Origin of the sequence: Rahnella contaminans, from assembly GCF_011065485.1 — a bacterium.
GTDB lineage: Bacteria > Pseudomonadota > Gammaproteobacteria > Enterobacterales > Enterobacteriaceae > Rahnella > Rahnella contaminans.
The window spans coordinates 1-14,617 of record NZ_JAADJS010000001.1 but is presented as its reverse complement, the minus strand read 5'-3'; the positions used below and the strand labels follow the sequence as shown (position 1 = coordinate 14,617).

At 49.9% G+C, this 14,617-nt stretch carries 11 protein-coding genes; 5 read left to right on the top strand and 6 right to left on the bottom strand.

The annotated features are described in order from the left end of the window. Positions 1-85 precede the first annotated feature (85 nt). Together GW579_RS00055 and GW579_RS00050 are read left to right on the top strand one after the other, a co-directional pair. The gene (locus tag GW579_RS00055; RefSeq protein WP_152325674.1) at positions 86-1,807 is read left to right on the top strand and encodes a sensor domain-containing diguanylate cyclase; all 1,722 of its coding nucleotides are present in this window, start codon (positions 86-88) and stop codon (positions 1,805-1,807) included. A gap of 216 nt (positions 1,808-2,023) precedes the next feature. After that, complete coding sequence (locus tag GW579_RS00050; RefSeq protein ID WP_152325673.1) at positions 2,024-2,266, top strand: YebV family protein; 243 nt, start codon at positions 2,024-2,026, stop codon at positions 2,264-2,266. 43 nt (positions 2,267-2,309) lie between these two features. On the opposite strand, the gene GW579_RS00045 is transcribed toward GW579_RS00050, so the two are convergent. The 4 genes from GW579_RS00045 to GW579_RS00030 form a co-directional block, all read right to left on the bottom strand. Next, the gene (locus tag GW579_RS00045) at positions 2,310-2,960 is read right to left on the bottom strand and encodes a C39 family peptidase (protein ID WP_165056872.1); all 651 of its coding nucleotides are present in this window, start codon (positions 2,958-2,960) and stop codon (positions 2,310-2,312) included. A 93-nt stretch (positions 2,961-3,053) separates the two neighbouring features. Continuing rightward, a complete protein-coding gene (locus GW579_RS00040) occupies positions 3,054-3,446 on the bottom strand; it encodes an ASCH domain-containing protein (RefSeq protein ID WP_165056871.1) in 393 nt (130 codons plus the stop codon). Positions 3,447-3,542: 96 nt separating this feature from the next. Further along, positions 3,543-6,383, bottom strand: coding sequence for a WG repeat-containing protein (locus GW579_RS00035; RefSeq protein WP_165056870.1), 2,841 nt, complete (start codon positions 6,381-6,383; stop codon positions 3,543-3,545). After that, the gene (locus GW579_RS00030) at positions 6,383-9,145 is read right to left on the bottom strand and encodes a WG repeat-containing protein (protein ID WP_165056869.1); all 2,763 of its coding nucleotides are present in this window, start codon (positions 9,143-9,145) and stop codon (positions 6,383-6,385) included. Before GW579_RS00030 ends, GW579_RS00035 begins: the two co-directional genes overlap by 1 nt. A gap of 516 nt (positions 9,146-9,661) precedes the next feature. On the opposite strand from GW579_RS00030, the gene GW579_RS00025 reads away from it, so the two are divergent. Together GW579_RS00025 and GW579_RS00020 are read left to right on the top strand one after the other, a co-directional pair. Next, the gene (locus tag GW579_RS00025; RefSeq protein ID WP_152325668.1) at positions 9,662-9,919 is read left to right on the top strand and encodes a DUF1883 domain-containing protein; all 258 of its coding nucleotides are present in this window, start codon (positions 9,662-9,664) and stop codon (positions 9,917-9,919) included. Between the two features lie 362 nt (positions 9,920-10,281). Next, on the top strand, positions 10,282-11,463 hold the full coding sequence (locus GW579_RS00020) for a M20 aminoacylase family protein (protein WP_165056868.1): 1,182 nt from the start codon (positions 10,282-10,284) through the stop codon (positions 11,461-11,463). On the opposite strand, the gene GW579_RS00015 is transcribed toward GW579_RS00020, so the two are convergent. Continuing rightward, positions 11,464-12,162 carry an extensin-like domain-containing protein gene (locus GW579_RS00015; RefSeq protein ID WP_165056867.1) on the bottom strand — a complete coding sequence of 233 codons (699 nt, stop codon included), beginning with the start codon at positions 12,160-12,162 and terminating at the stop codon, positions 11,464-11,466. It abuts the gene before it with no gap. Between the two features lie 357 nt (positions 12,163-12,519). After that, the gene (gene adhP / locus GW579_RS00010; RefSeq protein WP_152325665.1) at positions 12,520-13,533 is read right to left on the bottom strand and encodes an alcohol dehydrogenase AdhP; all 1,014 of its coding nucleotides are present in this window, start codon (positions 13,531-13,533) and stop codon (positions 12,520-12,522) included. Positions 13,534-13,795: 262 nt separating this feature from the next. Between adhP and GW579_RS00005 the strand changes: the two genes are divergently transcribed. Then, positions 13,796-14,404 carry a phosphatase PAP2 family protein gene (locus GW579_RS00005; RefSeq protein ID WP_165056866.1) on the top strand — a complete coding sequence of 203 codons (609 nt, stop codon included), beginning with the start codon at positions 13,796-13,798 and terminating at the stop codon, positions 14,402-14,404. Positions 14,405-14,617 lie beyond the last annotated feature (213 nt).

Below are 14,617 nucleotides of genomic sequence, written 5' to 3'. Positions count from 1 at the left end.
GATAACATTGCCAGTGATATATCATTTTTAGATATAAATCATAGTGCCTGATGTTGAGTAAAGACCTGCCAGTCGGAGAAGTATCATGTCGGATGAAATGAAACTCGAATCAGCAGATGGCCTGCTGTTACAGCAAATGGCCAGTCTGCGGGATATTATCGATAACAATTCTGACTGGATCTGGGAAGTCGATGCACAAGGACGTTACGTCTTTTCCTCAAATAAATGCATCGAGTTTCTTGGCATTCCGCCCGAACAAGTTTTAGGCAAAACGCCTTTTGACTTCATGCCGCCTGACGAAGCCAAACGCGTGGGTGAGCAGTTCGCTGCGATTGTTGAACGCCGCGCCCCTTTTGGCGGATTACTTAACCGTAATATCCGCCCGGATGGCAGCGAAGTTATTCTCGAAACCAGCGGTGTTCCGCTGTTTGATAACGACGGCAATTTCCGCGGCTATCGTGGCATCGACCGTAATCTGACCAGTCTGGATCAGGCTCCCGGACAGCGTCTTTTCCAGCTCGAAACCATTTATTCCAACGCCCCTGTTGGCCTGTGCTTTATCGATCTGCAAATGCGTTATGTCACCGTTAATGATGCGATGGCCAATATCATTGGTCTGCAACCGTATGAAGCGATTGGCCGCAAAATCGGGGTTTTCCTGCCCGGCCTTTCACCTTTGCTCAATAACGCACTGGAGATGGCGCAGCGTAACGAAACGACGCCCGACCGTGAATTTTCAGTTCCCGGTAAAAATCAGGTTTTCTTCGTACGCATAAAAGCGGCTTACGACGCACAAAATCAGCTGAACGGGCTTTCTGTGGCAATGACAGATATCACCAGCCTCAAGCGTATGGAACGGGCACTGCGCGAAAGCCAGGAGCATTACCGCAACATGGTGGAGCTGAACCCGCAAATCCCATGGACCGCTGACCCGCGCGGCATGCTCAATGACGTCAGCTCGCGTTTTCAACGTATCACCGGCATGACGCGTCAGGATATTCTGGCAGATAAATGGATCCAGAGTATGCATGTTGAAGACCGCCGGGCCGCGGTTCAGACCTGGGAACAATGCCTTAAAACCGGCGCGCCTCTGGATATCGAAGTTCGCTTCTGCCACGTTGACCGCGGCTGGAACTGGATGCGTATCCGCGCGGCGGCCAGTTATGCGACGGACGGCTCAATTCAGCGCTGGTACGGCACCGCTGAAGACGTTCACGAACGCAAATTGCTGGAACTGAAACTGGTTAAGGCCAACCGTCGCCTGGAAATTCAGGCCCGTACCGATTCACTGACCAAACTGCCAAACCGTCGCGAATTTAAAAAAGTGCTCAGTCACGAATATATGCGCGCCAAACGTAACCGTACGCCGCTGACGGTCGTGATGATCGACATCGATTATTTCAAACATTTCAACGACCATTACGGCCATCTTTCGGGCGATGCCTGCCTGCGTCTTGTGGCAAGAACATTGCGGAAATCGCTGAAACGCAGCACCGATGTGGTCACCCGTTTTGGCGGTGAAGAATTTGCCGCTATTTTACCGGATACTGATTTGAAAGGTGCATGGATTGTCGCCCAGCACATTATGGAATCGATCGAAACGCTGGGCATCAAACACAGCTTCAGCGAGTTTAACCGCGTGACCATCAGCCAGGGCATTGCAACTTACCGGCCAGATCAGGACCCGGATATCGAAGATCAGTCAGACATTGTCAGCGCGGCGGACGAAGCGTTGTATCTTTCCAAAAATAATGGCCGTAATCAGATCAACGCAATGCCGGTTTCCATCAGATTTAATCCACTCTGAAAGCAAATCAAAGGGGCCAATTCGTTTATCAAACACCGGCTCCTTATTCCTTTCCTTCCGAACTTTGGTTTTCCCTCTAAAAATTCGTTTCTTCGCTGCCATGAAAAAAATCCAGTGGCACTTTTTGTGCTGTCGACTATTCTGAGATCAGGGCGACCAACTGGTCGTACCTGATGTTACTGAAATCACTGGCGTCATCCTGGCAAGGAGTACCTGATGGGAAAATCGAGTATCAGAATTGGCAGTTATGAAATTGACGATGCACATCTCTCAACGCCTGAGGCAAAAGGCGGCGATAAAGTGCATATTCCGTGCAAATCAGACCCTGATTTGTGTATGCAACTTGATGCGTGGGATGATCACACCAGCGTCCCGGCGGTTGTCGATGGCCGTCATTCTGTGTTGTATAAAGAGAAGTACGATAAGCAGAAAGATGAGTGGATCATGCGACTGGAGTAACACTGCATGGCGAACGGAATTGTGTTCGCCATGCCGCTTGCGGTCAGTCATTGTCAGACACCAGAGCTATCCCGCGCCCGGCAAAAAAGCGGGCAAAAGTTTCAACCGGCAGAGTGACATCCTGCTGCGAGGAAATATCGTGACCCGACGGGTTATGGAAGGTCACAGATCCGGCATCAGCGCGCGTGACCAGAACCAGATGTCCGCCCTTACCCGGCGGAACAGATTCAGGGATACGAATCGACGGATGCACCGAAGCAATGAAAAACCGGTGAACATCGAGCTGTGAAGCAATATCTTGCGCAGAAATATTCACTTTGACCTGTGCGCTCAGCCCTAACTCCTGACGGACGTACTCTACAAACGGCGCGTAAATCAGCCCTTTAATATTATTCCCTTCACGGACATAAGCGCCGTACGTCTGGCTGCGCCGGGTCAGTTCGAGAATGGGTACGACAGTTCCGGAAACTGCCGCCAGCACCATTTTCAGGCAACACATTCCGCAGACATGATTGGCCCATTCGATAAATTCTTCCTGAGAAGCCGCGCCAGACTGGCGCCAGAGGCGGATATCGCTGAGCGCAATATCACCGGCGATAATGCCCGCAGCGCAGGACGGATCTTCCCACTGGCTGAAATACGGTATTCGGGAAAGGGGTGAAAACGTATGAGGATTTACTGAATTGGCGGACATGACTCATTCCTGAACGACAGATCAACAACATCAGGTAGATCTTATGCCTAGAGGTTTTTGGCCTGATTTTCCTTCTCAGGCCACATGATAAAGTTAGAACTTTTCGATCATCCGGAACTTCATGAGCAACAGAGGCATCGTCGGTTCAAACATTTCATACTCTTCGAAGAAACGCTGGTGTTCCTTACGCCAGTAAGCCAGCGTGCGGTCACCTTCACCTTCTTCCCAGGCATGCTGCTCTGTTACCTGATCAAACGGAACCTGTTTCACTTCGGTCAGTTGTACCGCACAAACCGGGTTGTTGCGGCCGTCGACCACAACGAACACTTCGCCCGGCTCAGGTTCCGGATCATCATCGAGATTTGAGCAGGTCGCTGTTTTGGTACCGGCCATGACACGTTTGGCCAGTTCATCTGCTGACGATTCAGTATCACCAAAAGACCAGCGTTCTGCGTCCCTGTATTTAAGCGGGATCTGCGGGATCATAATTTATCCTTTCAATTGAGATAGTTCACTGCCATTACAGTTAAACATTAGCACAAAAAAACCCGCCGCAGCGGGTTTTGAACGCAAGCATCAGGCTCAGGGTTTGCAATTATCCGGCATTTTCTGTGGCCACTGGCGCGAGCTGCCCGCGCCGTATAAAACAGAAATGCCGCACTCTTTATTCAACCGTGCGAGTGGCTTGCCTGTCTTATCGATCATCATCGACATTGCGGGCGTCGAGACAATCGCAACCCCACCGTCAAACGGTGAAACTGCGCTATAAACAGGCGCGATCACGTAGTTACCCTGCGCATCTACAAAACCGTAGGTAGTATCCGTTTTAGCGAACGCCAGACCGTCATGAGGCAAACCGAGATCGGCGTAAGAGACAGCGTCAGCGGCTTTCCCCTGCCCGTCAATCCAGGTTTTTGTACCATCAGCACGTGTCAGAACAGCATGTCCGTCAACCATACGGCTGGCGAAACCTGCCACAGTCAGAACCAGTTTGCCGGTATTATCGACATAGCGGGTTGCGACCTCATTGTTTTGCGGATCATAAGAAACAGACCACGTACTCCCCAAAGGCAGGTTCCATGTCCCTTCAGGCATCGCGGCGACACGCGCACCTTTGTCATCAATCAGCTCAAATCCTGCAGTTGTAGAACGTAATGCGCGACCCTGTGCAAAGGCGGAGCCCCGGGTATCGATAGCGGGTTGGATCTGCCAGTCACCCTGCGCCGACAAATAACCTTCCTGCGGCTGGCGGGATAGTTTCACCCAGTCGCCCAGTGCGCTGATTCGGGTTTGCTGCTCGTGAAGCTGAATATTGCCTTTGGCGTCCAGAAGCCAGGATTGCCCGGCGGCAGACGTTGCCAGAATGCGCCCATCACTAAACTGATTTACCGCCAGACCGGCCGTCGGCGCAATCCGGGTTTTCGTATCATTGCCAATGATTTCTGCAATCACACGGGACTCTGGCTGATCGTCCGTTGCCGGTTGTGTCAGCAGCCATAAAGCAGAATTGATGCGCTTAACTTTGGCGTATTTAGCTTCCACCATCGTTTTACCCTGGCCGTCGAGGATCCCCCAAAGGCCTTTTGGCGTCTGAACGGCAACCTGATTGTTGGCATAATCACCCACATCCTGGTAGGAAGGCTGAATGACCATTTTCTGGTTAATGGCATCGTAAATTCCCCACAATGCCCCTTCAGCTGCCGTTTCGTGGTAACGGAACCAGCCGTTACCGACCGACTCCAGATCAAACACATCCGGCAAATTATAATGCTTGCCGGCGTGGTCGAGCGCCGTCAGCTTTCCATCCAGATAATCCAGCGCATAGCCTTTTACAAACGGAGATATGTTGTCTTCTGTCAGAGGAATAACCACTTTCCCTTGCGCATCAATCACGCCGGTGCCATCAGCCGTTCTGACAATAAATTGCCCGATATCTTCGCTGCTGTCCGCTGATTCAATATCCTGCCATTTGTTATCAATTTGCAGAGAACCGTCCGGTTTCAGGAAACCAGCACCTGTTTTGCTGGTTCCTGCCTCAGGGAGGATAAGAGCCAATGGCGACTGCGTGGTAACGTGGTCATCGCCAGCATTGAGCGGTTCAATCCGGCTATTTTCAAGCGCACTGATCGTCTTCGGGTTCAGCAACGCCTTTCCGGTCGAATCAACAACATTCACGACATCGCCCTGATCATTACGCAGCCACAGACGGTGATTGATCACTTCCGCACTGGAAATTTGCGCCAGCCAGCCGACATTCTGAGCACCACCAATCATTCCGCCTGAAGGTGCAATTATCGCGTTCACTTTTTTCTGCTCACCGCGGGTGGTCACCAGAAACTCACCGGTAGTCTGCCCCCACGGCTCGCTGGCGGCAGGCAATGTCAGAGGTTGTTTACGGCCGGGAACAAATACGATGAGATTTTCTTTCGAAGTCGGGTTAAGGACATAGTCCCCCGAAACCCGCAGAGCGGCGGCATCAGAATCGCTAAACGTTGCAATCACAACGGCGGAGTTATCCAGTAACTTCACACCATCAGCCGTTTTCGCCAGCCAGAAAGCACCGGTTTCTTCACTGACTGACAAGTACTTTTGCTCATCCTGAACGCCGTCTGCACGAATTAACGTAATTCCGTCGGAATTTTTCGCGAGTGCCACTGCCGGATTACGCGGATCAAGCGTAATGGCGGCATACTGTGGTGCAATGCGCCAGCCCAGATTTTCATCCACGATGCCATAACCTTTGCTGGCATCGAAGGCGATGAACAATCCCTGAGTCCCAAAAGGTTCCGCAACTTCCATTTTGTCTGTTGCTACATGGCGAACACCATCTGGGGAAAGCAGCACACTGTTAAACGACAGCTGCAAACGGGCGGGGAGGCCATTACTCAGAATGGCCTCGTCCACTAAATCATCCAGCGCTTTTCCAACCTGCGCGCCTTTGCGATCGATAATCTGCGACTTCCCGGCCACTGTCACAACGGCTAAACCGGATTCAGTAAAAGGTTGTACCGCATCGAAACCAGGCTGAATCAGCCAGTTCCCGGTAGTATCAATAAACCCCCACTTCCCCTGTTGTTTAGCGGCTGCAACGCCGTAATGATAATCACCGACATCTTCAAAGACAGGTTTTATAACCAGTTGCCCTTGATTATCCAGAAAGCCCCAGCGCTCTCTGGCTGCGTCAGCAGCCGGTAAAAGCACAGCCGCGCGCCCTTCATGAACATCACGGATACACAAGTTTTGAACAGCTGGCAACGCGTTACGCCGTTGTACATCGTTTTGCGAAGCTGGCAACGGAGCAAAACAACCGGAAGGTTCAGCCGCATTTGCAGAAGCTGTCAGCGTCAATAAGGCCAGTGCGCTGCTGGTGTTCAATGCGCAAAGAAGTGCTTTCCGTAGCCTTGAAGGTTTGCTGACAATCATTAGTTACTCCCGGTACCGCATGAAGGCGCTTTTGCAGGCCAGAGATAAGCGCCTTTTGCGTCCACGATTACGCGCTGATTACAACGCACCTGAATTTTCGCCTGAACGGCACCTTCCGCGTTCAGCAAGCTGACGACACCTTTGCCGCCCGCCCATGCGTGTTTTTCGCTGAAATTATCGGCCCAATCGAATTTAGGCAAGATAGCGAAACGGCCGGTCGTGCTGATATAACCAAAGAGGTTGCCGTAAGTCGATTTCTTCATGGCTGTGGCAAAGTTATTATTCATTGCGCCAACCTGATCAAAATAAGAACCGATCAGTTTCTTACCTTGTTGATCAACGAAACCATAAAGCCCTTTGCTGTCGCGTAACGGGATTACACCGGCACTGGCTTTATCTGCCTGCAAGCTGTCGAGCCCGGCGAAACGTTGGATCTCATTGCCGTCATTGTCATACAGCACCGTTTCGCCGGTTACATCATCATTCATAGTCAGTCGCATCAGTGAATTCAGTGGTTGAGCTTGCTCGAAACCATCCAGCGGAACAGCACCGTGATCGTTTATTAGCGTGGTATGCCCGTCACTGACGGCACGGCTCCAGTTCAAAGGCGAAATGAAATTGAATTCTTCGGTGTAAAAAGGCTGAATCTGCCAATTACCCTGCGCATTAATGGCACCAAAGTGAGGAGAGAAACTGAGCATTACCCAGTCGCCCTGCACTGAGCTTGATGAAGCTGCAATGGCTTTGCTGACTGGATAGCGGCCAGCGCTGTCTAACAGCGCCACGCCCCCTTCGGAAGGCTGGACCAGCCAGTGCCCCTGCCCGACTGATTGTGGTCTTGCCAGCAGGTCTTCGGCGATAGCCTGACCGCTGTTTGCGCTGTACAGGCTGAAATGACTCGAAAGATCACTGCGTTCGCCCGGCTGATCGTTATCAGACAGGGTGAAAACGCCCTGGCCAATATACTGGAATTTCCCGCTGCGGCTTGGATCCGGCGCAATTGCCCATACACCGTTGGTGCCGATAACACCCCATCCGGCATCGGCTTTCGCCAGAGCGAACCCCTCATTGAAGGATTCGATTTGAGTAAACTGAGGGGCAGCTTTAACGCTCTTGCTCGCAATATCCCATAAGCCCCAGCGACGGGCATCATTAACGCCTTCGGTGTAATACAACAAACCGCCGGAAAGACGCTGGGCGTTTTGCAAGATTTCCGCTGGCACATCCGTTACGCTGCCATTGCGGTCTATTAAGCGTTTGGTATCGGTATTATTACTGTTTTCGACAGCCCAGGTGTAGTCACCGGAAAACGCGCTGATCTGCTGATAAACCGGCTGAATAACCCATTTGCCCGCGCCGTCTACCGCACCCACTTTTTGGGTTTGCGTATGGACAATCAGCGGAGCCTGAGACGCATCGCCATCGATAGCAGCCCACTGAGGATCCGAAAGAACGTTGCCCTGCGAGGTCAGGATTGCCGGTGGTTTTGTGGTGTCTGCAGGCGCCAGAGCCGCCCATGGCAGTGTGTGCGCTACATCCGCAGTGACTTCCGGCAATGTGGCGATATCATCGGTCAGTACAGACGTACCCAATGGCTTCACCTGATAATCTTTCAGCGCAGCGAGTGTGGCATCATTGAGTAATGCAACGCCATTGTTGTCATAAACCTGTACTACCTGCGGTGCTTTCCCTTCAGTTTGCATGACCCAAAGGCGGTTGCCCTGTTGCAGGAACTGAGGTTTATTCACTTTCAGGGAAACAACCTGGTTATCGGCCCCAACGATGACAATACCTTTGCTGCCCGTCGCCAGCGTTGCCTTACCCCAGACGATAATATTCTCGGACTGATCGGCAGGAATATCCTGCACTTTTTCCAGTTTGCTGCTGAGCAACTGCCTGGAATTATCGTTGCCGGTAACCAGCCAGTTACCGGAAGAGAGAGGACGTACAGATTTATACTGTTCTTTATTTAATGAAACGCCCTGACGATCAACGAAACTCCACCCGTTTTTGATTTTGACAGCAACCACGTCGCCGCTAAGCTGAGGCTCATCGCGCGCTTTCAGGATCATCGGGTCAATTGCCCAGTCACCGTTTTCGTCCAGATACCCCCAGTAACCGTCATTTGCGGAATCACGCTTTTTAGCGGGGATAAGCCCGGACTGCGGCAGATCGAGCGCCATCACATCGTCAGGCAGAGAAAGGGAGCGATCGGTTGCAGCATTCCACAGCGTAGGGGAAACCTGAGTTTGGACGCTTGCCAGCGCCTGTCCGCCCGCAAAACCATGGGTGTCGAGAGAAACAGCAAACGGCAGCGTTTTCACAACGGCACCTTTGCGGTCAATTAATGCCAGACGGTTATCCGTGACGACCAGCGCAGTACCCTGTGCATTGAAATCGGTTGCGCGGGTAAAACGCGGCTCAATGACCCAGTGGCCTTTCTTATCGATGTAACCGTATTGATCACCTTTTTTAACAACGGCGAGATCATGAACAAATCCGCGCGCGTCGCTGAAATCAGGTTTGATTGCCATGTGCCCGGTGGTATCAAGATAGCCCCATAGTGGCTCACGTGATAAGCCTACCTGAACAGCCGAAAACCCCTGTTGAAAAGGTAACTGGCAGTCTTTGGCCGTTTTTGCATTGCCACATGCCCGTAACTGCGAGTCATCCGCGTGTACCGGCAGGCTAAAAGTCGCATTCAGAACCAGGGCTAATGCGCTGAAGTTTCTGAAATATTTGAATTTTTCGGAGCAAATCATCCGATGCCCTTATAACTGGAGAAAATAAGAAAGTGTAGCGCACGTTTTTTTCATCACCCGCATTGTGCGCGTGTGAGACGGTAAAAAATCCGATAATAATCAATTTCAAGCGCACGCACATGCTATACACCTATAGGGTGTCAGCTTGTGAAAGAAAAAGCAGCTAATTTATTACCCTGTAACGAATGAATACACTTCATCACTGCATAGAAAGATAATCTCTGGATGTTAGCATCCAATTGAATTTCTCACCGGACATTAACCGCGTACCTACATTCACCCTGCATTGTTAAAAGTATGGTCATTTTCATTTACAGCTGCATGACTGACGAATAATTAATCTTCAGAAGAGTCTTACAAGTTTTGATTAAAGTCATTATTCCCCCTGCTTTACTCTGGTTTTATAGGTTAAAGAGCGTTATGTGACCAAAATCACTCCTGGTCTGGGTGACGTAAAACCTGGCAGTGTTCGGTTACAGCGTATTTCAGGTGCTTTATCTTCATTGGGGGAAAGTCATGCCTATCGTTCGAGCCAGACTCAGTCTGTTTGGTGGCGACACAGTCGTCATTCGTTGTTCAGAAAAATGCCACATCCATCTGATGTGTGAAAATGATATTGAGCGAAATGGACGCCACTCAGGTTTCGGCGATATTTTGACGGTTAACGATCAAAATACGGCCTATGTTGGCATCCCTTATAAAGGGATCTGGAATGTACTTATCGATTCCCAGTGCGATTCTCTGGAGCATTCCATTAGCTATATGCCCGCTTAATCCTCTTTATCTCCTCTCAGACACCTTCATTATCTTGAGACGTCATATCAGGCGGATGCATAGCATTTGCCTGATATTTTTTAAAATCTGCCTGTGCCGGTACAAACCAATACAACGGTATAGATGTGGCGTCGGAGCGTCCAGAGTCAAAATCATAAATTGCGCAACATCTCGTAAAAACTTTAGCTTTTTACATCAATTACATACCGTGATTGAATTGAACATTCCATAATTTCAAAAATCCAGTTTTCTCACTGATTAATTGATTGCCAGCCGGGTTCTCGCATTGCATTCTGTTCCCTGTAATGACGCGGCACCGGTCTTAAGGCCGGATATCTTCCTGGCAAAAACAGATCCTCATAATGAATAATAAATCATTTTGCACCATCGCTGACGTGGCCGACCTTGTTCCGGGGCTGCGCGAAGTTCGTCAACACCTGCATCAGAATCCTGAGCTTTCTAATGAAGAATCCGACACTGCTGCTTTAGTCGCTGAGAAGCTGCAGTCTCTGGGGTTTAAAGTCACGTCCGGCGTCGGTGGTCACGGGGTTATCGGTTCAATGACTCTGGGGACGGGTAAACGCAGTATCGGTATCCGTGCAGATATGGACGCCCTGCCTATCACTGAACTGACAGGTGTCAGTTATGCGAGTCAGTCACCGGGGAAAATGCACGCCTGCGGCCACGATGGCCATACCGCCATGCTGCTGGGAGCCGCCGAGCAACTGGCGCGCAGCAAAAACTTCTCAGGCACTGTGAACCTGATTTTCCAACCCGCTGAAGAAATTGGTTTTAACAGTGGCGCAGAACGCATGCTGGCCGAGCAATTGTTCGAGCGTTTTCCCTGTGACGCGGTATACGGCCTGCACAATCACCCCGGTTATCCGGTTGGAAAAATGATGTTCCGTTCAGGCCCGTCTATGGCGGCCTGCGATACGGTAAATATCACGATCCACGGCAAAGGCGGTCATGCTGCGCGCCCTCATATGACCGTCGACCCGATTCTGGTCGCCAGCAGCCTGGTTGTGACGCTCCAATCCATTATTTCCCGGAACATAGATCCCAATGAAACAGCCGTTGTCACCATCGGCTCTTTACATTCAGGGCATGCGGCCAACGTGATCCCAGAAACAGCTCGCCTTGAAATGAGCGTTCGTTCATTTGATGCAGGTGTACGAAAAATACTGGAGGAACGTATTCGCACCCTGGTATCTAACCATGCCGCAGCCTATGGAGCACGTGCTGAGATTGAATATGTACCAGGATATCCGGTGCTGGTTAATCATGATAAAGAAACGGCGTTCGCACTGGAGGTCGCAAAAGAGCTGGTCGGTGAAGAGAATGTGGTCGAAAATCTGGCCCCTATTTCCGGCAGTGAAGATTTTGCGTATTTCCTTCAACAAAAACCCGGCTGCTTCCTGCGCCTTGGGAATGGCGACAGCGCCGTTCTCCATAACCCTGCCTACAACTTTAATGATGAAAGCTTGAGTTTCGGTGCTGCGTACTGGGCACGTCTCGCCGAACGTTATTTAGCCGATGAATAACTAGCGGCAAAAACCAAACAAGCGCATGCCAAAGTGAAAGTGATTGGCATGCGCTGCGTTATATTCGGGTCCGATGGAATTGCCAAAATATCCGCAGCTTTCAGCAAATATGGTATGCATATAGTCCGCTTCCGCGCCCTCCTGAGGCCACTGTTTCAGCACAGTCAAATGCCGTCCATCCATCAGCTGGAATCCGGAAACATCCAGTGCTTCTGCCGTAGCGTGTTCGCTCAAACGGGCATCCGGTTTGTTATACATGTTACGACAGGCATAGCTGCCCAGATGCTCGATACGAATTAACGGCGTTCCCAGTTTTTGCTGCGCCAGCGGTTTTGCGACCTGCGAGACAAACATCGCGCTACTCAGCGCAAGGCGACAACTCGCCAGAAAGCTCGAACTTAAAGCGACGCCACCCAATGCCCTAACTCTTACTGGATTATCCAAAGGGCATTTACCGCTCATCTTGCCTGGATTACTGAATATTAATCCGCCATCTTGCTGAACCCTCTCCAGTACCGCCATACAAGCCTGCGGGTTCTTGTCCAGTTTCCACATTTTATAGCGGGTAATTAACGTTGGTGGGTCATTAAGGGCAATTGGCGCGAACGGATTATATCCAGCGGGAATATGACGGTTTATCCACGGACCGTTGATTACAATAATCAGCATAATGACGACAGAACCTAACCAATATTTCATAAAGCTCCTTGTCATGCAGGGCTCTGGCGGCTGTATCTTGATGGCGCAGAAATGTCAGGGTTGAGTATAACGTTTTATGTAAACCTGTATTGGTGGGAGTTACATGTTGCAGAGTAAACTTACTCTGGTTTGACATAAATCGACATTAGGTTTGTTACCTTTATTCCCGAGGAAGACATTCCTTCTCCTGTGTCCACTATGAACTGTCCTTCATAGTGTGTAAGACCCTCGTAATACCCCTTTCAGCCCGCCCCGAGCGGGCTTTTTTTTATCTGCTGAATCACTGACATTATCACGATGATATGCCATGAGTGACGCCGTAGTATTTCCAGCAGCGCCACTCACATGATGGAAATTTTACTTATGCGTAAAATCGATCACCATTCTGCCTTTAATTTTGCCTTGTTCCATTTCGCGGAAAATAGCATTGATATCACCCAATGGACGTTTAGTGACTTTTGGTACGACTTTACCTTCTGCGGCAAACTGGAATGCTTCCGCCAAATCCTCACGTGTGCCAACCAGCGAACCGACAACCTGAATACCGTCCAGAACCAGACGCGGAATGTTCAGACTCATGGATTCAGGAGGCAACCCCACTGCGACGATACGTCCACCGGCACGCATGGCATCAACGGCAGAATTGAATGCCGATTTCGCTGTTGCCGTGACAACTGCGGCGTGAGCACCCCCCACTTTTTCCTGAATGATCTTTGCAGCATCGTCTTTTAGCATATTGATGGTCAAATCTGCGCCCATTTCGGCAGCAAACTCTAATTGCAGATCGTTCACATCAATTGCAATAACTTTTGCATTAAACACATTCTTAGCATATTGCAACGCCAGATTTCCCAGGCCACCCAATCCATAAATGGCAATCCATTTACCCGGTTGGATACCTGAAACTTTCACAGCTTTATACGTTGTTACGCCTGCGCAAGTCACACTGCTGGCTGCAGCGGATTCCAGACCATCCGGCACTTTCACTGCATAATCTGCTGAAACGATACATTCTTCAGCCATGCCACCGTCCGCGGTATAACCCGCATTCACAACCTGACGACAGAGTGTTTCATTGCCGGTGGTACAGTACTCGCAATGTCCGCAGCCTTTAAAGAACCAGGCGACGCTCGCGCGATCACCCACTTTCAGCGCAGTCACACCCGGACCAATTTTCTTAACGATACCAATGCCTTCATGGCCAAGGATCACGCCAGTCTTGTCACCAAAATCCCCATTTTTTACATGTAAATCCGTATGACAAACACCACAGCACTCCATCTGTAAAAGTGCTTCACCATGCTCCAATGCACGCAGAGTTTTCTCAACGACATCAACAGAATGGTCTTTATTGACAACAGCAGCTTTCATTTTCCTTTCCTCTCATTGTGGTGGAATATCAAAGTTAAAACGGTCACTCCCTAACTGCAATACAAACAATAATTATTTCAAGTAATACAATAAATTAGGACTGTATTACCAGGTTTACAAAGCGTGTAATCCTGTAAAAATCGGGTTGCAGTCTGAAAATGGAGTGAGAGAAGCTAATCCCTTTTGGTTAAAAACCCTCTGCTGATACACTTTCCGATTGATTCTTTAGAAGAATTTATTATTTATCTTCGAGGGCTACGTCTTGCTTTGGAATATCCTGACCTATTTTGGCGACAGTATGCTCATTTTACCGACCGGAATAACCCTCGCTTTATTTATGCTGTGGAAAGCTGATGGCCCGGCCACGGCATTAATTTGGCTGATTACTCTGGGGATTTCGGGTCTTGCAGTGAGCATTTCAAAACTCCTGTTTCTCGCCTGGGGCATTGGCAGCAGTACATTTAATTTTACAGGCTTCAGCGGACATACCACGATGTCTGCCACTTTATGGCCGGTGATGTTCTGGCTGATAAGCCAACGTTTTCAACCCGACAGACGCAGGCTGATGATTGCTGTTGGGTATTTTATTGCCATTATGGTGGGTATCAGCCGGATCGCACTGCATGCTCATTCCGTCAGTGAAGTGATCTCAGGGTTAATCCTCGGCAGTCTTTGCAGCGGAATCTTTTTGTATACACAACGCAGCCGTGAGATGCGCTATTTCACATTCACTCCATTAGTTATTCTTCTTATTCTTCCTCTGTCCCTGATGGGCTTTGGCAAGAAAGCATGCACGCAGCAGCTCATCGAACATATCGCCACGCAAATCACAGGTAAACAGCCCTGGACGCGTGCAAAACTGCTTGAATGACTGGCGAAATCCACTGGGAATAGGCTACGGCTAAAAGAGCTCATTTGTAGTTATGGAAGAAGCAGGAAGAGGTGTAACTTACTGATTTACAAAACAGGCAAAAAAAAGACCGAATACTGTTATAGTTCATTAGAATCAATAAGTTAGAAAAAGAAATGGCGGCAAAATGGCGATAGCTTTCCCCGTGTTGATTTGGCCACCTGATTTTAGCGA